The 22,642-nt window shown below is 38.1% G+C and carries 22 protein-coding genes; 19 read left to right on the forward strand and 3 right to left on the reverse strand.

What is annotated here, in order from left to right:
- Nucleotides 1-390 precede the first annotated feature (390 nt).
- Nucleotides 391-1,263 (reverse strand): nuclease-related domain-containing protein, encoded by an 873-nt coding sequence (locus BR87_RS11435; RefSeq protein ID WP_051929861.1) that lies wholly within the window; start codon nt 1,261-1,263, stop codon nt 391-393.
- Between the two features lie 392 nt (nt 1,264-1,655).
- Between BR87_RS11435 and BR87_RS11440 the strand changes: the two genes are divergently transcribed.
- The 4 genes from BR87_RS11440 (at nt 1,656) to manA (ending at nt 6,126) form a co-directional block, all read left to right on the forward strand.
- A complete protein-coding gene (locus BR87_RS11440; protein WP_035032330.1) occupies nt 1,656-2,849 on the forward strand; it encodes a GNAT family N-acetyltransferase in 1,194 nt (397 codons plus the stop codon).
- Nucleotides 2,850-2,936: 87 nt separating this feature from the next.
- The gene (locus BR87_RS11445) at nt 2,937-3,803 is read left to right on the forward strand and encodes a VOC family protein (RefSeq protein WP_035032332.1); all 867 of its coding nucleotides are present in this window, start codon (nt 2,937-2,939) and stop codon (nt 3,801-3,803) included.
- Between the two features lie 266 nt (nt 3,804-4,069).
- Nucleotides 4,070-5,089 (forward strand): serine hydrolase domain-containing protein, encoded by a 1,020-nt coding sequence (locus BR87_RS11450; RefSeq protein WP_035032334.1) that lies wholly within the window; start codon nt 4,070-4,072, stop codon nt 5,087-5,089.
- Between the two features lie 80 nt (nt 5,090-5,169).
- Nucleotides 5,170-6,126, forward strand: coding sequence for a mannose-6-phosphate isomerase, class I (manA, locus tag BR87_RS11455; protein WP_035032337.1), 957 nt, complete (start codon nt 5,170-5,172; stop codon nt 6,124-6,126).
- Nucleotides 6,127-6,476: 350 nt separating this feature from the next.
- Here the strand turns inward: manA and BR87_RS11460 are convergent, their stop codons facing one another.
- Nucleotides 6,477-7,154, reverse strand: a complete 678-nt coding sequence (locus tag BR87_RS11460) for a type 1 glutamine amidotransferase (RefSeq protein WP_035032340.1) — start codon at nt 7,152-7,154, stop codon at nt 6,477-6,479.
- 1 nt (nt 7,155) lies between these two features.
- Nucleotides 7,156-8,505 (reverse strand): Mur ligase family protein, encoded by a 1,350-nt coding sequence (locus BR87_RS11465; RefSeq protein ID WP_035032342.1) that lies wholly within the window; start codon nt 8,503-8,505, stop codon nt 7,156-7,158.
- Between the two features lie 344 nt (nt 8,506-8,849).
- On the opposite strand from BR87_RS11465, the gene BR87_RS11470 reads away from it, so the two are divergent.
- The 15 genes from BR87_RS11470 to BR87_RS11540 all read left to right on the forward strand — a co-directional run bounded on the left by BR87_RS11470 (nt 8,850) and on the right by BR87_RS11540 (nt 22,605).
- On the forward strand, nt 8,850-9,419 hold the full coding sequence (locus BR87_RS11470; protein ID WP_035032344.1) for a thymidine kinase: 570 nt from the start codon (nt 8,850-8,852) through the stop codon (nt 9,417-9,419).
- 402 nt (nt 9,420-9,821) lie between these two features.
- On the forward strand, nt 9,822-10,898 hold the full coding sequence (gene prfA, locus BR87_RS11475; protein ID WP_035032347.1) for a peptide chain release factor 1: 1,077 nt from the start codon (nt 9,822-9,824) through the stop codon (nt 10,896-10,898).
- The gene (prmC, locus tag BR87_RS11480; protein ID WP_035032350.1) at nt 10,888-11,733 is read left to right on the forward strand and encodes a peptide chain release factor N(5)-glutamine methyltransferase; all 846 of its coding nucleotides are present in this window, start codon (nt 10,888-10,890) and stop codon (nt 11,731-11,733) included. Before prfA ends, prmC begins: the two co-directional genes overlap by 11 nt.
- Nucleotides 11,734-11,757: 24 nt before the next feature.
- Complete coding sequence (locus BR87_RS11485; RefSeq protein ID WP_035032353.1) at nt 11,758-12,777, forward strand: L-threonylcarbamoyladenylate synthase; 1,020 nt, start codon at nt 11,758-11,760, stop codon at nt 12,775-12,777.
- 60 nt (nt 12,778-12,837) lie between these two features.
- A complete protein-coding gene (glyA, locus tag BR87_RS11490; protein ID WP_035032355.1) occupies nt 12,838-14,076 on the forward strand; it encodes a serine hydroxymethyltransferase in 1,239 nt (412 codons plus the stop codon).
- Between the two features lie 171 nt (nt 14,077-14,247).
- Nucleotides 14,248-14,877 carry a uracil phosphoribosyltransferase gene (gene upp, locus BR87_RS11495; protein WP_035032371.1) on the forward strand — a complete coding sequence of 210 codons (630 nt, stop codon included), beginning with the start codon at nt 14,248-14,250 and terminating at the stop codon, nt 14,875-14,877.
- 777 nt (nt 14,878-15,654) lie between these two features.
- Entirely contained in the window at nt 15,655-16,374 is a 720-nt protein-coding gene (gene atpB / locus BR87_RS11500; protein ID WP_035033238.1) for a F0F1 ATP synthase subunit A, read from the forward strand.
- 40 nt (nt 16,375-16,414) lie between these two features.
- Nucleotides 16,415-16,627 carry a F0F1 ATP synthase subunit C gene (atpE, locus tag BR87_RS11505; protein WP_035032372.1) on the forward strand — a complete coding sequence of 71 codons (213 nt, stop codon included), beginning with the start codon at nt 16,415-16,417 and terminating at the stop codon, nt 16,625-16,627.
- 124 nt (nt 16,628-16,751) lie between these two features.
- On the forward strand, nt 16,752-17,267 hold the full coding sequence (atpF, locus tag BR87_RS11510; RefSeq protein ID WP_035032375.1) for a F0F1 ATP synthase subunit B: 516 nt from the start codon (nt 16,752-16,754) through the stop codon (nt 17,265-17,267).
- Nucleotides 17,254-17,796: an ATP synthase F1 subunit delta gene (atpH, locus tag BR87_RS11515; protein ID WP_035032378.1), complete on the forward strand. Its 543-nt coding sequence runs from the start codon at nt 17,254-17,256 to the stop codon at nt 17,794-17,796. The genes atpF and atpH overlap by 14 nt, the downstream gene beginning before the upstream one ends.
- Before the next feature lie 34 nt (nt 17,797-17,830).
- Entirely contained in the window at nt 17,831-19,378 is a 1,548-nt protein-coding gene (gene atpA, locus BR87_RS11520) for a F0F1 ATP synthase subunit alpha (protein ID WP_035032380.1), read from the forward strand.
- Between the two features lie 15 nt (nt 19,379-19,393).
- The gene (locus BR87_RS11525; protein ID WP_035032382.1) at nt 19,394-20,311 is read left to right on the forward strand and encodes a F0F1 ATP synthase subunit gamma; all 918 of its coding nucleotides are present in this window, start codon (nt 19,394-19,396) and stop codon (nt 20,309-20,311) included.
- Between the two features lie 23 nt (nt 20,312-20,334).
- Nucleotides 20,335-21,765 carry a F0F1 ATP synthase subunit beta gene (gene atpD, locus BR87_RS11530; protein ID WP_035032386.1) on the forward strand — a complete coding sequence of 477 codons (1,431 nt, stop codon included), beginning with the start codon at nt 20,335-20,337 and terminating at the stop codon, nt 21,763-21,765.
- 17 nt (nt 21,766-21,782) lie between these two features.
- The gene (locus BR87_RS11535; RefSeq protein ID WP_035032389.1) at nt 21,783-22,202 is read left to right on the forward strand and encodes a F0F1 ATP synthase subunit epsilon; all 420 of its coding nucleotides are present in this window, start codon (nt 21,783-21,785) and stop codon (nt 22,200-22,202) included.
- Between the two features lie 172 nt (nt 22,203-22,374).
- Complete coding sequence (locus tag BR87_RS11540; protein ID WP_035032391.1) at nt 22,375-22,605, forward strand: DUF1146 family protein; 231 nt, start codon at nt 22,375-22,377, stop codon at nt 22,603-22,605.
- Nucleotides 22,606-22,642 lie beyond the last annotated feature (37 nt).

Raw genomic sequence — 22,642 nt, forward strand, 5'->3', positions numbered from 1 at the left:
TACTAGTTATTAGTTTTTTGAATCGACAGTTTTTTGCTTAGAGGAATTAGTACTTAATGTAGTATGTTTCTTCAATCAAAGCGGTTCTGCGGACAACTTTTTACAAAAACGCAGTGTGTTTGTCCCGCAAAGGCATTTCATGGACAACTTTCTACAAAAACGCAATGAGTTTGTCCCGCAACGGCATTTCGCGGACAACTTTTTATAAAACTGCAATGAGTTTGTCCCGCAAAGGCATTTCATGGACTGCTTTCTATAAAAACGCAATGCGTTTGTCCCGCAACGATATTTCATGGACAACTTCCTACAGAAATGCCATGAGTTTGTCCCACAACAGCATTTCATGGACAACTTTCTACAAAAACGTCATGAGTTTGTCCCATAAGAGTATTAAAGAAGAGTATTAAGAACACGCCTGATTCTTTTTTTTGTAACGGCCTTGTTGCACCAGCGAAATAGCATTTCTGTATTTAGATTATTATCTGGAAAAAGTAGCTGATATTCTTTGATACTGGCTAAGAGCGCAGAATTAATAGAGCGTTCATACATACATGAACAACAATGGTACTTTATTCGTTGCAGCTCTAAATGGAAAGAATTGCATTTTTCGCAACAGATTCCTTTGCGTAAGTCGCTAAATGAATAATTTGGAATATCATTCTTAAATGGAGTTGGTTCAATTTGGTGTGCAGCAAAGTCTGCAGCAATTTTTTTATGAAAAGCAGTCAAAGGTATACTCTGGTTTTCCAACGTAGTAAAATGCTTGTTCAACTGTGTTGGCAATAAAATATTTTCTCGCCTTGGAGCATTAAATAGAGTAAATTCTGGATTCACATAAGTAACATAGGCTTTGACGTCGATATCATACTGAAGTTCTTTTAGGAAAAGGATGAGTTTATTTTTAGTAGTTTGTACTTGAATAAGCGGATTACTTACTTTAAAATTCGGGAGTTTTAACAACATCTCTTCTCCATAACAATATTCCCCACTATAATTTTTAATTTCGTATAAATAAATCGCTTTATTAGTTAAAATCAATGAATCAATTTGAAAGGCGTTTGAAGCATCAGGCCGCAACAATAAGTCATTCATAATTAAACAGTTTTTACTCAACTGAGTGCTCATCTGATCAAAGACCCTTTCACCTGCAAAACCTTTCTGCAACTGTTGCAGGTATTGTCTCTCTTTGGGTGTTAGTTCCCCTCTTTTTGCCAAAGATTCCATAATCTTTAGCGAAACAGGTTTTTCTCGCTTGTACTCCATTATTCGTATCCTCCCTTATTACATTCTCCTCATCGTTTAATTACGCATTTTAGAGAGAAAGTCATCTTTAAATAGTAAAATAAAGATCAAACACTCAAAAATAAAACACGCATCAAAGTTTCACCTCTAATTTTCTACACAAAAAAACCATCTTAGCAGGAGTAGCTAAGATGGAAAGGGTTGGGTTCTTTTAAACCTGGAGGAGGCAAAAGAAAAAAATAAAAAAGTTGGTTGTTTTTGGTATGTCTTTAGTATAGAAAGAAATTGTGAAGAACTTGTGATAAAAGATAAGTTATTTCGTGAAACTAGTCAAAATACAAGAAGAAATAAAAATAGGTAAATAAATAACCAACGTGTTAAACTAAAAGAAAAAGAAAATGAGGGAGAGTAAAATGACTGAATACAAAACAATGCCGCTTGATCAATACAAAGAAATGTTAGACTTAGCAAGTTATGCCTTTAATATAGAGAAAACAGAAAAACGCGAAAAAGAATTTAAAGAGCTTTGCTCTGTTTCAGTATGCTATGGGGCTTTTCAAGATGAAACGTTGATGAGCCAGCTTATTGTCCGGCCAATGGAAGTTTACTTACACGGAAAAACCTTTCCAATGGGAGGGATCGGCTATGTATCAAGTTACCCTGAAAATAGGGGCGGAGGAGATATCGCTCAATTAATGAAGCTGTCATTAGAAAAGATGAACGAACAAGACCAGTTGCTCTCCTACTTATCGCCTTTTTCTTATCCGTTTTATCGCAAATACGGTTATGAACAAAGTTTTGATGATATCCAATATACGATTGATGTCAGTGAATTGCCGAAAACGCAAAAAACACCGGGAACAATTCGACGTGTTCAATGGGAAGAAGCAAAAGCAACAATGAAAACTCTTTATAAAAATCGCTATCAAACCAGTATTGGTCCGCTTAAACGCAATGAGTGGGATTGGGAATTTTTAATGACGTCACGAGAAGAGTCTCATATTGCGTTATATTTGGATGAAAAAGGCGAAGCCCAAGGCTATTTAATCTACTCTTTCAAAGGACAAGACGCCAGAACATTTGTCTTGCAAGAAATGGTTTATTTGTCTCATCCAGCCTTTAGCGGGTTGTGGAATTTTGTGGCTTCGCATAAAGCCACTTTCTATACCTATCTTTATAAAACGGGTGAATCCGAAAAAATAGCTTACTTGTTAGAGAACCCAAGAATTAAACAAGAATTAGTTCCTTCAATGATGACACGAATTGTGAATATGGAACAATTTTTGTTAGCTTATCCATTTAAAGAAAGAGCTCCTCAAACGGTTTATTTGAAAGTCGAAGATCTAGCAGCTCCCTGGAATACCGGAGTTTGGAAGTTGGAATTATACTTGACTGACAGAAAAGTATCTCGGGTGACCAATGAACAAGAACTTTCCCAAGTTTCGCTTTTATCAGGCACCATTCAAGCTTGGACACAAGTTTTCATGAATTATCGAACGATTGAAGAATTGCACTTTTTTGAACGGATTCAAGGAGATGAGCAAACACTGGCTGATTTTGCAAAACGAATTCCAGAAGGAACGCCGGTTTTATATGATTATTTTTAGTTGAAGCAGATTAGTCTTTCTTCTTGCAATCTATTCCTTTTCCATATACACTTATTAAAAGTAAGTGTAAAGCGAATTGAGGAAGGAATGAAACAAGTGCCTAATTTAAATGAAAAGACGCATATTGGAGAAGTTGTTTTAAATGTTGAAAATTTACAAGAGATGAAACAGTTCTATCAAACTGTTATTGGAATGGATATAAAATTTGAAACACCATCAGCGGTTTCTTTTGGTGCAAAAGAAGATCAAACGATTTTGTTAACAATGCAAGTTGTTTCAGCAAACAAGCCTAACGTTCGTTCGACAGGATTGTATCATTTGGCTCTTTTGTTGCCTACTCGACAAGACTTAGGTGAGATGCTGTATCATCTCCTCGTTTCTGGTTACCCGCTGACCGGTGCCAGTGATCATGGCTATAGCGAAGCTCTTTATCTGGATGATCCTGAAGGAAATGGGATTGAAATCTATTGGGATAAACCTAAATCTGAGTGGGACATTCGTCCAGATGGCCAAATTGCAGGCGTAACAAATCCAATGGATGCAGATAGTGTGATCGCTGAAGCTAAAGAAACGTTCAGTCACTTGCCTTCAGGAAGTTCTATCGGACATGTGCATTTATTTGTAGCTGACTTGAGTGAGACTGAAGCTTTTTACAAGAATTTATTGGGATTTGAATTAAAATTTGATTTTGGCGCACAAGCAAAGTTTTTTGCAGCTGGTGAATACCATCATCAAATCGGAGCAAATACTTGGGCGGGAAAAGGAATTCCAGCAGCTAAAAAAGGGACTCGCGGTTTGGCGTATTATACAATCGTAGTTCCAGTTAAAGAAGACTTTTCCCGTATTCAAACATCTTTAACAAACAAACAGTATGAATACCAGATAGATAAAGAGAGAGGCGTTCTTTCATTGGAAGACCCCAATGGAATTACAGTGAAAATCCTACAAGCATAATTCATTTTATTGACCAGAAAAGGCTTTGGCTTTTTCTGGTTGTTTATTTTTGATTTTATCCGTAAAAAACTAACAAAAAGTTGCGGCTTTTGTTTCTTTAACTGAAATATCTATGCTATGATCAAGCTAAAAGACCGGACTTAAAAGAGCCAGTATCAATAAACAAATTTAGAAAAAAGCGAAATCATGCTGGTGGTTAAGCTGCCCATGAGCTTTTTTATTTTAAAGGTATCGTTAAGAGAAGTTGAAGAAAGGAAGAGAGCCGTATGTACGACAACACTAGGAAACTGATCCGACACTTTACCGAAGACGGCACATTGCCTGGAGCAAGTTATGCTTTTATCAATCAACAAGAAACCAGGCAATATCGTGAGGGTCTAGCAGCGTTGATTCCTCATAAAGAACCTATCATAGAAAACCAGCAATATGATGTGGCTTCTTTGACAAAAGTCATGCTGACAACCACGGTTATTTTGCAATTATTGGAGAACAGGGTATTGGCTCTGGATGCCTCCGTACAGACTTACTTACCAGATTTAAGTGCCGGACAAGTCACGCTTCGTCATTTACTGACACACACTTCTGGGTTAAATGGATTTATTCCCAATCGCAATGCGTTATCAGCAAGTGAATTAAAAGCAGCTTTATTGAGAGTGCCAGTGGAAGACTCTTTCGGAATAGAAGCGAAGTATACCGATACGAATATGATCTTATTAGGGTATATTATTGAAGTCATTGAAAAGGAAACGCTAAGTGCTGTTTTTGAAAAGCGAGTGATCCAGCCTCTAAATTTGCGGTATTCAACCTTTCATCCAGCAGACCTGGCCCAATGTGCTCCAACAGAAAAACAACCGGATCGCGGTGTGATCAGAGGAGTGGTACATGACCCCAAAGCGTTAGTATTAGGCGATCATTGCGGCAGTGCGGGGTTGTTTTCTACGTTGAACGATGTTTCGCGCTTTAGCCAGATGCTGCTTCAAAAAGGGCAGTTAGACGGTATTCGTATCTTGCAGGAATCAACCGTTGATCAATTGTCACAAGATTGGACGCCAAATGGGAAATTAGAACGCTCTTTAGGCTGGGATTTAAAAGTCAGAAAGAAAGACTGCTACCTTTTTCATACTGGTTTTACGGGTACGTTTATTTTATTGGATATAAAAAAGCAAACAGCTTTTGTTTTTTTGTCTAACCGCGTTCATCCAACTAGTGATACACCGGTGTATCTCAAGAAACGAGATCAATTGATCGATACGTATTTTGCAGAAAAAGAAGCAGAAATACTTTAACTTTTAAATGAAAGCAATGTAAAATCGTTTTCAATTATGGTAAGATAAAAAAGAAGTATGCATATGGGAGGAACGTAAAAATGAACGAACCATTGTTTTTAAAAGCTGTTTTACAAGAAAAAATCTGGGGCGGTACAAAATTAAGAGATGTCTTTGGCTATGATTTACCCAGTGATAAGGTAGGAGAATGTTGGGCTATCAGTGCTCATCCAAATGGTCCTAGCACAGTATTAAATGGTCCTTATCAAGGAATGACATTGGCAGAAGTCTGGGAAAAACACCGTGATGTTTTCGGCAATGCCAAAGGAGACGTCTTCCCATTATTAACTAAAATATTAGATGCGAACGATGACTTATCGGTACAAGTGCATCCAGACGATGCTTATGGAATGGAACACGAAGGCGAGTTAGGAAAAACAGAATGCTGGTATGTGATCGATGCCGATGAAGGAGCAGAAATCATTTATGGGCATCATGCTCAATCAAAAGAAGAATTAGAAACCATGATTCGTGAAGGCAAATGGGACGATTTATTGCGCCGCATCAAAGTAAAAAAAGGTGATTTCTTCTTTGTTCCAAGCGGAACGATCCATGCGATCGGATCAGGGATCATGATTCTGGAAACGCAACAATCTAGTGATACAACTTACCGGGTCTATGACTATGATCGCAAAGGCGATGATGGAAAGCCAAGAGAACTGCACATTCAACAATCAGTTGATGTGACAACAGTTCCGCATGTGGATGCAGCAACAGATATCCAAACAGAAAAACGGGAAAATGTCGAAATTACAACCTATGTAAAAACGGATTTCTTTGATGTATACCAATGGGATATTACAGGAAAAGCAGCATTTGAAGCTACAGCACCTTATACTCTAGTGAGTGTTTTAGAAGGTGAAGGAACGTTGTCTGTTGAAGCAGGGGACTATCCATTACACAAAGGAACGCATTTCATTTTGCCAAATGAAATCAAACATTGGACAATTGACGGCACACTGCAAATTATTGCCTCAACACCAGGAACGAAACTTTAAAAGACGTTAAAAAAACCACCGACCTAAACGATTTTTTTCGTTCAGATCGGTGGTTTTTAGTTGTACAATATTTGACGTTGGTCAGTGACAAAACTGATTTTCTTCTCATTCAAAACAATTTGGAAACACATCTCAAAAATTTTTGGAGGAATAGGGAGTTGCTTGTAGCCATGGAAAAGGATACAAGGAGAATTACTTAGCGTTAGGCTTTAGTCGCTACGCTGAGTTTGAACTTGTAAGTTTTGAGACACGTTCTTCGGCTCAAAACGGTCCCATGGCTTTCCACAAGCAACCCCGTAGTCCGGAAGAAATTTTCTCACCAACGCTAGAAAATAAAGAACCGTTTTTAGTTACGCGAATAAGACTTCAGCCTCTTGAGGGAACCGTTTCTTAACGGCTTCTTTTAGAATACGATCAGTCAAAGACACATTGCGAACTAAGATAGGCCCATGAAGATAAGAACAATAAGTTTGCTTGTAATGGGCGCCTTCTGTTTTATCTTCGCCATTGTTCCCTTGACCAACTTCAACTATGCCTAAGGGTTTGACATTTTCACCTAAGAAAGTCCGACCGTTGTGGTTTTCAAATCCTTTATAGGTTTCACCAAACTCGTCATTTTTAATCACGATATCACCGATGAAACGATTGTTTTCTTGATTGAGCGTGTAGTGATCTAGAGCACCAGCACCTTCAATTTTATTGCCGGCAGCATCCACATAATAATGGCCCAGTAATTGGAATCCACCGCAAATACCGACCATTACACCATCGTTTTCAATGTAAGTGGCAATATCTTCTTTTTTATTTTGCAAATCTTTTGAAACAATGCGTTGTTCAAAATCTTGACCGCCGCCAAAGAAAACTAAATCATATTTAGTTGGATCAAAAGCTTGATCTAAACTGATGATTTCCGTATCAAAGGTAATGCCATACTGTTTTGCACGATGCTGCAGCATCAATAAATTGCCGTTATCCCCATATGTGTTCAATAAATTTCCATAAAGATGACAAACTTTCAACTCAACCATCTTACATGCCTCCTTCAATATAATGTTGATTGGCAAGTTCTTTGCGCAATTGCAAGACAGCTGTATAAGTTGCTAATACGTGAATTTTCTTAGTAGGCGCGTCTTTGAAACTCTTGATCAAATCAGTCAATTCAGGAATGACTTGCAGTTCTTCTGCTGGTACACCGGCAACTTCGATCCGAGTTTTGATATCTTCCACTCGCTCACCGCTGACTGTAAATTGCTTGATAGTCATATCGGTGATGCTTTCGTAATTTGCGTCCCAAATCCAACTGATATCCGTTCCGTCCGCAGCATTGGCATTTAAAATAGAAACAAAAGAAAACGGCTCAGGATCGCGGGCGATCATATCTAACACTTGGTTTAACCCAACGGGATTTTTCACCAAATTGACTGTAATTTCTTTGTCCTCAATGTTAATAATTTCTTGCCGGCCAAATACCCGTTTAGCAGATTGAAATCCGCTTCTTATCTGATCAGGGGATACATCAAAAATCCGGCCAATGCTGTAAGCAGCTAAAGCATTATAAATGTTATACTGACCGCCAATGTTGATTTCAAAAGGTTCACCATCAATGATAAAACGCGAAGATTGGTGATCCATCTTTAGAATATCTGTCATACGGTAAGTTAGTTCAGGACGTTTAAATCCACAATGCGGACAATAGTATTTTCCAAGGTTACTGTAAGAGATGAATTTGTAATGTAAAATATGATGACATTGCGGGCAAAGGACTCCATCGGTATTATAATGAGCTTGCATTTCCCCGTCAGGCAAATGATCAAAGCCAAAATAAACCCGTTTATTGACCGTTTCTTTTGAATTAAAAATCGGAGCATCACCGTTGCTGACGATCAAAGCCTCAGGTGCTAGCGCAGCACCGTCCAACATCAATTGATAAGTGGTATAGATTTCACCATAACGATCCATTTGATCGCGGAAAACATTGGTGAAAACAATCGCTTTTGGTTTGACATATTTCGTTACGTGAACCAAACTAGCTTCATCGACCTCTAAAATAGCTACTTTGTTTTTTTTATTAGTTGTATAAGTGTGGTGTGTCAAGAAAGTCGAAACGATCCCTTGCTGCATATTTGCACCTGTTGGATTAGTAATGATATCTGGGTATTTTTGTTTCAACACTTGATAAGTCAAAGCTGTTGTTAATGTTTTTCCATTTGTCCCAGTCACGATTACGACTTCGTAATCTTTAGACAATGCGCCTAAAACGGTAGGATCCAGCTTTTGTGTTAACATGCCTGGATAACTGCTGCCTCCTTTAAAAAAGGTATGGAGTCCCCATCTAGTTGTTTTTCCTACCATAATGGCAAATGCGTTACGTATACTCAATTGAGTTTCCTCCAATAAATAAAATAATGAGAACAGATAATTTGCTGCTACTTTTTCATTTTAGCACAATTTTTTTGAAAGAATATTAAAATTACTTAACTTGTTTGATTCTATAGATAAATTTAATGAATTTGATCGCCAAAAAACGGAGAATTCTGATTATAAAGGAAGCGAGTTGACAATTAGGGATGAGAATTTCTTTGTCTTGAAAAACAGAAAATATGGGAGCTGTTCTGTTGCAAATAAGCCTCTTTCCATTTTTCTTTTACAAATTTAATGCAAAATTCACAAAATTACCGTATAATTCTAAGAGATTCCTATGAAAGAAAAGAGGATTTAAAATTATGGCTCAACTTTTTTTCAAATACGGTGCAATGAACAGCGGAAAAACCATTGAGATTCTTAAAGTGGCATATAACTATGAAGAACAAGACAAACCTGTTGTTCTTATGACAAGCGGTTTGGATAATCGAGATGAAGTGGGCATTATTTCTAGCCGGATCGGTTTGCGGCGTGAAGGGATTTCGATCTTTGATGATACCAATATTTATGAAACTATTCAAGAACTTGATTTCAAGCCTGCTTGTGTATTAATTGATGAAGCACAATTTTTAATGAAAACACATATTTTTCAATTAGCTCAAATCGTGGATGATCTTGATATTCCTGTTATGGCCTTTGGTTTGAAAAATGATTTTAAAAATGAGTTGTTTGAAGGTTCTAAATACCTATTACTTTATGCAGATAAGATTGAAGAGATGAAAACAATCTGCTGGTATTGTCACAGAAAAGCCATTATGAACATGCGGATGATCAATGGTAAACCTGTCTATGCAGGCGAACAAATTCAAATCGGCGGAAATGAAAGTTACTTTCCCGTTTGCCGTAAACACTATATCCACCCACCCCTTTAAAACAGGATGTGGAGCGCTCTCGTTCAGCTCAGACAGAAAATTAGGAAACTTGAGAGAAATGTTTCATTTCCAGAAAGATTATCTATTTTGACGAGAAACTGTGGCAAGCAGCTCAACTATAAGGATGCGAAGTGCCACATGGGAGTTTCGATTCAAAATTAGGAAACTTGAGGGAAATGTTTCATTTCCAGAAAGATTATCTATTTTGACGAGAAACTGTGGCAAGCAGCTCAACTAAAAGGATGCGGAGTGACCCGGATAGAAACACAGAGATTTTAGGAACTTTCCAAGCAAGATCAACCTGAGCATTGCTGAAAGTTATCTAATTTGCCAAATGCCGCATGAGAGTTCCTTAAATAAAAAGACAGCAGCAGTAAACTATGAAAAAAGGAGAATTTCGGTATGTTTGATAGATTAGCTAGCGTCGAAGGACGTTACGAAGAACTGAATGAATTGTTGAGTGATCCTGAAGTAGTCAGTGACACAAAACGATTAATGAAACTGACGAAAGAAGAAGCTGGACTACGTGAAACAGTAGCCACTTATCGTCGATATAAAGCGGTCGAACAAGACATTGCAGATACAGAAGAAGTCTTAGGAGAAACTTCTGATCCTGAAATGACAGAAATGGCTAAAGAAGAATTAGCAGAATTAAAAAATGAAAAAACTGAAATTGAAGAAAAAATGAAAGTCTTGATGCTTCCTAAAGATGAAAATGATGATCGTAATATCATTATGGAAATTCGAGGAGCAGCCGGAGGAGACGAAGCAGCGCTATTCGCAGGCGATTTATTCGGCATGTACCAAAAATACGCTGATGCACAAGGCTGGAAAACAGAAGTGTTAGATGCCAATATTACAGGAATCGGCGGATACAAAGAAGTTACGTTAATGATCACCGGAGAAAATGTGTATTCAAAATTAAAATACGAAAATGGCGCGCATCGTGTTCAACGTGTTCCATCAACGGAATCACAAGGACGGATCCATACTTCAACAGCAACCGTTATGGTAATGCCGGAAGCTGAAGAAGTAGAACTGGATATTGCCGATAAAGACATTCGGACAGATATTTATCATGCCAGCGGAGCAGGTGGACAGCACGTTAATAAAACAGCTTCGGCTGTTCGTTTAACCCATTTACCGACAGGAATAGCTGTTGCTATGCAAGATGCTCGTTCACAAATTCAAAACCGCGAAAAAGCGATGAAAGTCTTGCGGGCTCGCGTCTATGACCATATTCAACATGAAGCGCAAAGTGCGATCGATATGGAACGTAAATCAGCAGTAGGTACTGGAGATCGTTCAGAGAGAATTCGAACCTATAACTTTCCGCAAAGCCGCGTAACCGATCATAGAATTGGCTTAACCATTCAAAAATTAGAACAAATTTTAAATGGCAAACTCGATGAAATCATTGATGCTTTGATTTTGCATGATCAAACAGCCAAAATGGAGCAGCTCAAAGATGAAAATTGATGAAACGTATCGTGAAGTCCTGAAATGGGCTTCTTCTTTTTTAGAAGACGCTGGTCAAGAAGCGACAGCGGCAGAGTTCTTATTAAGAGGGCGCTTGAATTGGTCTAAAACAGATTTTATTTTACATTTAGAAAACCAGATCCCTGTGGAAATAAAACGACAGTTGATTGAGGATGTTAAGCAGCACAGTAAAGGGATTCCCATTCAGCATATATTAGGCTATGAATGGTTTTATGATTATTGTTTTAAAGTGACTAAAGACACATTGATCCCGCGTCCTGAAACAGAAGAAATCGTAGATAAATTTTTAAAACACGCGCCTAGTCGTTCATTAACTGTTTTAGACATCGGTACAGGTACTGGTGCAATTGCCATCACCATAAAAAAAGAACGTCCGCAAGATGAAGTGACGGGAATTGACTTGTCGAATGCAGCCTTAACAGTGTCTAAAGAAAACGCAGCACATTTACAAGCGGATGTTCGCTTTCTAGCTGGAGATTTAACAGCACCGGTAAAAGCAGAGCAATTCGATGTGGTTATTTCCAATCCGCCTTATATTGGTGAAAATGAAAAGATCGATATGGATGAATCTGTTTTAAACTATGAGCCGCAAATGGCTTTATTTGCTGAGAATAATGGTTTGGCCATTTACCAAAGGTTAGCGGAAGAAATACCGGCAATCTTGAAACCAGACGGACAGATTTTTTTAGAAATCGGATTTCGTCAAGGAGAAGCGGTCAAAGGTATTTTTCAAGCTGCATTTCCAAACGCAAAAGTAGAAGTAGAAAAAGATATGAGTGGACATGATCGGTTGATTACAGTAAAACAAATTTGATTTATATAAAATGGAGGTGAGGCTATGGACACCAAGATATTTCAATTGAATGAAATTGAAAAAGCTGCACAATTGTTGAATGAAGGAGAATTAATAGCGTTTCCTACTGAAACAGTCTATGGATTAGGTGCCAATGCACAAGATGAAACAGCCGTAAAAAAAGTTTATGCTGCTAAAGGACGGCCCAGCGATAATCCATTGATTGTCCATGTCGCTTCAATGGCCGAAGTAAAAAAATACGTAGCAGAAGTTCCGTTTGCTGCACAAAAATTGATGGAAAAATATTGGCCAGGTCCGTTAACCATTATTTTCCGTACAAAACCGGGAGTCTTTTCTAAAACCGTAACTGGCGGTTTAGAAAGCGTAGCTATGCGTATGCCGGATAATACAGCAACACTTGCGCTAATCAAAGCAACAGGAAAACCGCTAGTAGGACCGAGTGCGAATACTTCAGGGAAACCAAGCCCGACAACCGCTCAGCATGTTTACCACGATTTGCACGAAAAGATTGCCGGTGTATTGGATGGCGGTAAAACAGGAGTTGGATTAGAATCGACTGTTTTAGATATGACAGATCCTAAGAATCCAGTTATTTTAAGACCTGGCGCAATGACAAGAGAAGTGATAGAAGCCGTTATTGGTCCGATAGACACTGACCGTCATCAGGTTTCTAAAGAAGAAAAACCTAAAGCTCCAGGAATGAAATACAAACACTATTCACCAAACGAACCGGTAGTTATCGTTAAAGGGTCAAACGATCAGTGGCAAAAAGCCATTGACTATTACCAACTGCAAGGTGAAAAAGTTGGGCTGTTAGCTAATGAAGAGTGCATTCGTTTCTTTGAAACAACAGTAACGGATACATTTTCTCTAGGGAAAAAAGACGGAATTGCTGATGCAGCCAAATTGTTGTATGCCGGTTTGCGTTATTTTGAAACAACAGAAGCCACAGTGATCTTGGCTGAAGCGCATGAAGCTGAAGGATTAGGGGATGCTTATATGAACCGGTTGGAAAAAGCAGCCGGGAACCATTATTTTCAGTAAAGTAAAACAGAAAGAGACATGCTATACTGAATATATTCTACTTAAGGGTGTGAGTTGAAAATGGATTTTAGAGAATTTGATAAAGATGTATTTGATGCGATAGACCAGGAAAAAAATCGCCAAGAAAATAATATTGAGTTGATTGCTTCTGAAAATTTTGTTTCAGAAGGTGTACTGGCAGCTCAAGGCAGTATTTTAACAAATAAATATGCAGAAGGTTATCCAGGAAAAAGGTATTACGGCGGTTGTGAATACATTGATGTAGTGGAAAACTTAGCGATTGACCGTGCAAAAGAACTCTTTGGAGCAGAATATGCTAACGTACAACCGCATTCAGGTTCCAGCGCAAATATGGCTGTTTTTAATGCATTTTTAGAACCGGGCGATAAAGTATTAGGAATGGATTTGACGCATGGTGGGCATTTAACCCACGGCTCTCCAGTCAATTTTAGCGGAAAAACATATGATTTTGTCGCTTATGGAGTCGATAAAGAGCATGAAGTAATTGATTATGCCGCTGTCCGTCAACAAGCAATAAAGCATCAGCCTAAAATGATCATTGCAGGAGGCAGTGCCTACTCCAGAACAATTGATTTTGCCAAATTCCGTGAAATCGCAGATGAAGTAGGTGCGTATTTAATGGTCGATATGGCTCATATTGCTGGACTGATTGCTGCCGGAGCGCATCAAAATCCGGTTCCATATGCAGATGTTGTTACAACAACGACTCATAAGACTTTAAGAGGTCCGCGCGGAGGAATGATTTTAGCGAAAGAACAGTATGGAAAAGCTTTGAATAGTGCCATCTTCCCGGGCATTCAAGGAGGTCCGCTGGAACATGTGATTGCTGGAAAAGCTGTTGCATTAAAAGAAGCGATGACACCTGAATTTAAAGAATACGCTATCCAAGTGATCAAAAATGCTAAAGCGATGGAAGCCGTGTTTAATGCATCGCCGGGTCATTTGATCAGTGACGGAACGGATAACCACTTATTGTTGTTTGAAGTTACTCAATTTGGATTAAATGGGAAAGAAGCAGAAGCTTTATTGGATGAAGTAGGTATCACAGTCAATAAAAATACTATACCGTTTGAAACACTGAGCCCATTTAAAACAAGCGGAATCCGAATTGGAACGCCGGCAATTACAACACGAGGTTTTGATGAAGCCGATTCTAAAAAGGTAGCGGAACTGATCGTAGAAACCTTAAAGGCAAAAGAACAGCTTGAAAAACGCGAAGAAATTAAAAAAACAGTTTTAGCTTTAACGAAGCAAAATCCGTTATACGTGAAAAAATAGCATAAGAGAACAAAAAAGCAGCTTCAGATAACAGCAGAATACCTGTATTTATCTGAAGCTGCTTTTTGCAAGAGTATTTTTTTAGAAAAGATAGGAAACTGCTAGCCTTTAATTTGATTTTCCTTTACAATGGAAGTGTTTGAAATCTATAGAAAATGAGGGCTGAAGATTATGGGAAAATTTCATGTGATAAACCATCCATTGATCCAACATAAAGTTACAATTCTGCGCGACAAAAATACTGGCACAAAAGATTTTAGAGAAGCCGTAAATGAAATTGCGCGTCTAATGGCATACGAAGTTTCAAGAGACATGCCTTTGCAAGATGTTGAAATCGAAACGCCTTTAATTAAAACAACACAAAAACAATTAGCAGGTAAAAAAGTTGCGATTATTCCAATTTTAAGAGCCGGTTTAGGTATGGTCGACGGGACCTTAGATTTGATTCCTGCAGCAAAAGTTGGACACGTAGGGATGTACCGTGATCATGAAACCTTGGAAGCAGTTGAATATTTTGTTAAATTGCCGTCAGATATTAAAGATCGTCAATTACTAGTAGTCGATCCAATGTTAGCCACAGGCGGTTCAGCTATTGCTGCAATTGATGCATTAAAAAAACGTGGCGCAAGCTCAATCAAATTTGTTTGTATCGTAGCAGCTCCAGAGGGCGTACAAGCTTTAGAAGAAGCACATCCGGATGTTGATATTTACACTGCAGCTTTAGATGAAAAATTAGATGAAAATGGGTATATTTTACCTGGCTTAGGCGATGCTGGTGATCGTTTATTCGGAACACTTTAAAATAAAAAAATCTCAAAAAAGAATTTTTTCTTTTTTGAGATTTTTTTATTTTTTATATTGAAAACAGAATTTAGGTGAAAAACGGTTGTTTAATAGGTTCTATTATTTTTAATGTTGGTAAGAAGAATGAGTATATTCCACAACTTGAAATTTTCGGAGGAATAGCGGCTCCTTGCAGCCATGTAAAGGATTCTTAAAAACGAAGCACTGTGGGCATGCGCCCAAGTGTATCATGTCTGTAAAACTGCTGAAGCAGCAACAGCCATGACAAGGCTTGAAAGGCTGGAGACATGTAAGGCTCCAGTCGTTCCCATGGCTCTTGCAAGTAGAAGCGTAAATTCCGGAGGAAATTTCATTATTAAGCATGACCAACACAATTCGATAAAGAACCGTTTAATAAGGAACATAAAAAGTGACGGATTCAACAAAACCATTCCGGAAATAGTAGTATAAAAAAAGTTGAAAAAGGAGGGTCATGAAACTTTCATGAAAACATAATATTTTTTCACAATGTTTTGTGTTTTAATCTAAATGGTGGTAAGATAACATTTGTCAACAAGGCTGCAAGAAAAAACCATGCTCTTTTCATTTTTCTATTTAAAAGTTTTAAAAGGCACTAATTCGGAGGGACTTTATATAGGAAAGAAAGTAAAAAGTATGGTAAAATTAGTCTTAAGCTTGAAAAATGTAGAGGGAAATTACATACACCCTTTTGATAGTTTACGAAGCTTTGTTGAAGCGTGGAAACAGTTTAATTATGGAAAAGAGGTGAACGTTGTGGAACATGAATCTCCAATACTGCATTTATTTGGTTTAAGTTTTAATGTAACGAATCTAGTTACAACCATTTCAGCATGCGTTATCGTTTTTTTAGTCGCTTTTATTTGTACGAGAAACATGCAACTTAAACCAACTGGTAAGCAAAATTTTATTGAATGGGTAGTCGATTTTGTTCGAAATATTATTTCTAGTTCAATGTCGAAAGAACAAGGAGATAAATTTGGCCTTCTAGGGTTTACTTTGATTATGTTTGTATTTGTTTCAAATATGATGGGATTACCTTTGGTACTAAATCTTAACGGGCAACAGCTTTGGAAAAGTCCAACAGCTGATCCAATCGTCACCTTGTCTTTAGCGTTTATGATTATTGTTCTTTCCAACTACTTTGGTGTAAGGGAACAAGGGTTTAAAGAATATTTCATGAATAGTTTCGTAAGACCAGTACCTTTCTTATTGCCAATCAAGTTATTTGAAGAGTTTACAAATACTCTGACACTGGCTTTGCGGCTCTATGGAAATATTTATGCAGGTGAAATCTTATTAGGATTAATTGCAACACTAGCACAAAGTTTTGGCGTCTTTACTTGGATTGTAGGAATTCCGTTAGAGATGGTATGGCAAGGTTTTTCTATCTTCATTGGAAGTATTCAAGCCTTTGTCTTTACAACTTTGACAATGGTCTATATTTCACACAAAGTCGAACACGAAGCACAATAAGAATAAGAAAAAATGATTTAAAAATTAGGAGGAAATTATTATGGGTTTAATTGGAGCAGCAATCGCAATCGCAGGTGCAGCGATCGGAGCCGCATTTGGTTCAAGTAAAGTTATTTCAAAAACAATCGAATCTATCGCTCGTCAACCAGAAATGAAAAGTCAACTTCAAACGTTAATGTATATCGGTGTTGGTTTAGTAGAGGCTATTCCAATCATGGCAGTTGTTATCGCATTTATTCTTGTATTTAGTTAATAAGGCGAAATAAATTACCGGCTGACATCAATCAAATAAATTTGAGGTAAGGGTGGAGCTGGCAAGGGGATCTCTACCTTTTTCGCAGATAGTTAAACTGAATACGAGAAGGAAGTGAAAAATAATGTTCAAACAGTTAGTTTTAGGAGCAACAACTGCAGGGGATACAATTGTTGTACTAGTATCGTTTTTACTCTTGATGGTTTTATTAAAGAAATTTGCATGGAAACCGTTGATGAATATTATGGAACAACGGGAACAAAACATTGCAAGTAACATAGAAAATGCTGAAATTGCCAAAAACGAAGCTGAACGCCTAGCTGCAGAACGTCAAGAAAAATTAGATAAGACACGGGCAGAAGCAGCCACAGTGTTAAATAAAGCTAGAGAATCTGCTGAAAGTGCAGAAAAAGAATTATTGGCAGCAGCCAGAGTAGAAGCCTCTCGATTAAAAACGGATGCAAAGAAAGAAATTGAAAATGAACGACAAATGGCTTTAGCCAGTGTACGTAATGATGTCAGCGCCTTGTCTATTCAAATTGCTGAAAAATTGATCGGCAAAGAATTAACAACTGAAGGTCACGCTGAATTGATCAATGAATACATTGAAAGGCTGGCGGATGTAGATGAGACTAAATAGAGATATGGATTCCGGCCAATTAGCCAAAGCTTTTTATTACGATTCAATTGAAAAAGGAACAGAAGACGTTGTTTTCGACAATCTAATGGACGTTCGCCAGATTTATTCTGGCAACCCTAATATAAGTGATTTTTTTAACAATCGAGATGTTGCACAAGTTGATAAAGAAAAAATTTTAACAGATTTGACTAAAGATTTTACACCAGATGTAAAAAGCTTTGTTCAAACGATTTATGATTTTCGGAGAATGGGAGATATGTTAACAATTATTCACGAGTACGAATTGTTATATGACCATGAAAATCGCACAGTTGTAGCGAAAGTTACAACAGCTGTTCCTTTAGAAAAAGAGCAGGAAGAACGAATCAAAGAAGTATTTTCTAAAAAATTCAATGCAAAAAAGATTTTATTGAATAAAGTAAAAGATGAAAAGATTTTAGGCGGAGTGGTCATTGAAATTGAAAACAAAGTTTTTGATGGCAGTATTCGTTCAAATATAGAAAATCTAAAGAAACAATTAATTAAATAATGAAGGAAAGAAATAGCTGAAGAGGTGAAAATTTATGGGGTTAAAAGCTGAAGAAATCAGTTCGCTCATTAAGCAACAAATTGAAGGTTTTCGTAATGAGTTGGTTGTTGACGAAGTTGGAACAGTCAGTTATGTCGGAGATGGTATTGCTCGAGCTTACGGATTAGAGAATGCGATGTCCGGAGAACTACTTGAATTTTCTAATGGCGTTTTTGGAATGGCTCAGAACTTAGAAACAAATGATGTCGGGATCATTATCCTAGGTCAATTTGAAGGAATCGTTGAAGGGGATACCGTTAAACGAACTGGGCGGATTATGGAAGTACCAGTAGGAGAAGCTATGATCGGACGGGTAGTCAACTCGTTAGGCCAACCAGTTGATGGTTTGGGCGAAATCAATACGACAAAAATGCGTCCGGTTGAAAATGCTGCTCCTGGTGTAATGGAACGTCAATCTGTTAATGAACCTCTACAAACAGGTATCAAAGCCATCGATGCGCTTGTGCCAATCGGACGTGGACAACGTGAATTGGTGATTGGAGACCGTAAAACTGGGAAGACCAGTTTGGCCATCGATGCGATCATTAATCAAAAAGGTAAAGATACGATTTGTATTTACGTAGCAATTGGTCAAAAAGAATCAACTGTCCGTGCGCAAGCTGAGACACTGAAACGATACGGCGCTATGGAATATACGACGATCGTGACGGCAAGTGCTTCACAGCCAGCACCGTTGTTGTATATTGCTCCTTATTCAGGCTTAGCCATGGCTGAAGAATTTATGTACAACGGCAAGCACGTTTTAATCGTTTTTGATGATTTAACTAAACAAGCGGCAGCTTACCGTGAACTGTCTTTGCTGCTACGTCGTCCACCAGGTCGTGAAGCTTATCCGGGGGATGTATTTTACTTGCATTCACGGATGCTAGAAAGAGCTGCCAAGTTAAATAAAGAATTAGGCGGCGGTTCAATTACAGCTCTTCCATTTGTTGAAACACAAGCTGGAGATATTTCTGCTTATATTCCGACAAATGTGATTTCCATTACAGATGGGCAGATATTCTTAGAAAGTGATCTATTCTATTCTGGTATCAGACCCGCTATTGCAGCCGGTTTGTCGGTTTCACGTGTAGGGGGAGCAGCTCAAATAAAAGCAATGAAAAAAGTTTCGGGCACGCTTCGGTTAGATTTAGCCAGTTTCCGTGAATTAGAAGCATTTACTCAATTTGGATCTGATTTAGATGCCGCTACACAAGCTAAATTGAACCGTGGGCACCGGACTGTTGAAGTCTTAAAACAAGGGTTGCATGAAGTTATCAGTGTCGAAAAACAAGTACTGATTTTCTATGCTTTAACTCATGGGTTCCTTGACACGATTCGTGTCAGCGAGTTAGGAAGATTTGAAAGAGAATTTTATGATTATGTTGATAACCAACACCAAGAAATAATAGATGAGATCCATGAAACAAAAGATTTGCCGGAAAGTGACAAATTAGATGCTATTATCTCTGATTTTGCGGACAACTTTTTCACAAATGCCATCGATACTGATAATTCAAGTTACATTACAGATACAATGTAAAGGCGGTGAGTAAAAATGGCAGAGTCTTTAAATGACATTACCAAAAAAATTGCATCAACTAAAAAAACAAGTCAAATCACAAATGCTATGCAGATGGTGTCAGGAGCCAAATTATCTAAGGCTGAACAAACAGCCAGCGGCTTTCAGATATACGCTAAGAAAGTGAGAGAAATTGTTACCCATTTAGCGCATACTCAATTAGCAATAATTGAAGATAGTCATTTAATTGGGACCAATTCACCTTCGAATATCGATTTTCACGACATGCTGATCGAACGACCAGTTAAAAAAACAGGTTATATCGTGATCAGCTCTGATAAAGGTTTGGCTGGCGGCTATAATAGCTCGATTATTAAAGCAACCATAGATATGATCCAAAAAGACCATTCTTCGCCAGATGAATATATTTTCATGGCTGTCGGCAGTACGGCAGGGGATTTCTTTAAATCAAGAGGAATGAACGTAGCTTATGAATTAAATGACATTAGCGACCAGCCGACATTTGATGAAGTTCGAGGCATTGCCCGGACAGCAACAGAAATGTATAAAAATGAAGTATTTGATGAGTTGTATGTTTGTTACAACCACCACATCAACACCATCTCTTTTGAGTACCGTGCTGACAAAATGTTGCCATTAAATAATCTGGATCCCACAGAAACAGTGGAATATGAAAGTGATTATTTATATGAGCCTTCAAAGGAAGAAATTCTGGATATTTTGTTGCCGCAGTATGCTGAAAGTTTGATTTATGGTGCTATTCTAGATGCAAAAGCTGCTGAACATGCGGCTCGTATGACGGCGATGAAAGGTGCAACAGATAATGCAAATGACATTATTGATGACTTAACCGTGCATTACAATCGGGCTCGTCAAGCTGCGATAACAGAAGAAATTACTGAAATCATAGGCGGAGCTTCTGCATTAGGATAGAGTAATGAATGGAGGGAAAATGAATGAGAAGTGGTCAAATCGTTCAAGTTATTGGACCGGTTGTTGATGTGGAATTTCCTGTAAATGAAGAAATACCTGAAATCAATCATGCTCTTGTAGTAAAAAAAGAAACAACCGAAGACAAAGAACACGATGCAAGAAAAGAAAATACAATTGTTTTAGAAGTAGCTTTGCAATTAGGAAATGGTGTCTTAAGAACGATCGCCATGGAATCAACAGATGGATTGCAACGCGGAATGAAAGTAATGGATACAGGCAAACCGATTTCGGTTCCTGTAGGAGAAGAAACACTTGGCCGCATGTTTAACGTTTTAGGCGATACTATTGATTTAAAAGAACCTTTTGGGGAAGATGTTCGTCGTGATCCTATTCACCGCTTCGCTCCTGCTTTCGATGAATTGAGCAGCAATACTTCTATTCTTGAAACAGGCATCAAAGTTATCGATTTATTAGCTCCTTATTTAAAAGGCGGAAAAATCGGTCTATTTGGTGGAGCTGGTGTAGGTAAAACGGTGTTGATCCAAGAACTGATTCACAACATCGCTGAAGAACACGGCGGTATTTCAGTTTTTGCCGGCGTTGGTGAACGAACACGTGAAGGGAACGACTTGTATTTTGAAATGCAAGAATCAGGCGTAATTGAAAGAACAGCTATGGTCTTTGGACAAATGAATGAGCCACCGGGTGCACGGATGCGTGTCGCTTTGACAGGCTTAACAATTGCTGAATATTTCCGTGACGAAGCAGGACAAGACGTACTGCTTTTCATCGACAATATTTTCCGGTTCACACAAGCAGGTTCAGAAGTATCGGCTTTACTTGGCCGGATGCCGTCTGCAGTTGGATACCAGCCTACCTTGGCAACTGAAATGGGTCAATTACAAGAACGTATTACTTCAACGAATAAAGGTTCGATCACATCGATCCAAGCGATTTATGTGCCAGCAGATGACTATACGGATCCAGCCCCTGCAACAGTTTTCGCCCATTTAGATGCAACAACGAACCTTGAACGTAAATTAACAGAACAAGGGATTTACCCAGCAGTAGACCCACTGGCTTCGACTTCAAGTGCTTTAGCACCTGAAATTGTTGGTGAAGAACATTACCAGACTGCTACAGAAGTTCAACGACTCTTGCAACGGTACCGTGAATTACAAGATATTATTGCTATCCTTGGGATGGATGAATTATCCGATAGTGAAAAAATCATTGTTTCGCGTGCTCGCCGTATTCAATTCTTCTTATCTCAAAACTTCCATGTAGCTGAAGCCTTTACTGGAATCCCGGGCTCATATGTTCCGATTGCAGAAACGATTCGCGGCTTTAGAGGAATATTAGAAGGACGCTACGATGATTTACCAGAAGATGCTTTCCGGAATGTTGGACGTATTGAAGAAGTAGTTGAAAAAGCTGAGGCAGCTGGGCACTAATAAAGGAGGCAACCCAAATGGCGGAATTACAAGTACAAATTGTGACTCCAGCGGGTATTGTCTATAACCATCGGGCAAGCAGAGTAATTGTGCGCTCCACCGATGGAGAGCTAGGCATTCTTCCTGGTCATACACCTATTATTGTACCGTTGACCATTAATGGCGTCCGTATCGAACGGATCTCTACTAATGCTGAAGACTTGATTGCTGTAAATGGCGGAATAATGGAAATGCGTGATAATGTTTGTTCCATTATTGCTGATAGTGCGGAAAGAGCACGTGATATAGATGTAGAGCGTGCTTTTGCAGCTAAACACCGTGCAGAAGAACAACTTCGCAAAGCGGATTCTGTTCACAATCAAAAACAACAAAAACGAGCAGAAATCTCTTTACGTAAAGCAATTAATCGTATTTCTGTTTCCAAACACAATCAGTAACTGATAGGAATAGTAGGAATAGATGGAAAAAACTCCCAGTAAAAAAGCTGCGGAGTTTTTTTCTAGTTGTGATTTAAAGGCTTATAAGATGTTAAAGAGAAGAGCTGGGCAAAACTTGAAAATATCTTTTAGAAAAAGAGTGTGCTAAAATAAATAAAAGAGGAGTAAAGAAATGAGTTTTATAGGTATTCAAGCGTTGATTAGTATCGTATCTCATATTTTTTTCATATTGGTATCTTTTTGGGCGTTAAAAGCCTTAATGATTGAAAAGTGGATCAAAAAAAATCATATTGGACAAGCAAAACTAATTTACTTGTTTTTATCGATTACAATTGGGTATACGGTAAGTTCATTTGTGATAGAATTTATTCTGATGTCAAGAAACTTAATCTTTTTGTTCTAATTTTTCATGTCAGAAATTAAAGAATTGAAAGTAAGCT

Origin of the sequence: Carnobacterium mobile DSM 4848 (assembly GCF_000744825.1) — a bacterium.
GTDB classification, from domain to species: Bacteria; Bacillota; Bacilli; order Lactobacillales; family Carnobacteriaceae; genus Carnobacterium_A; species Carnobacterium_A mobile.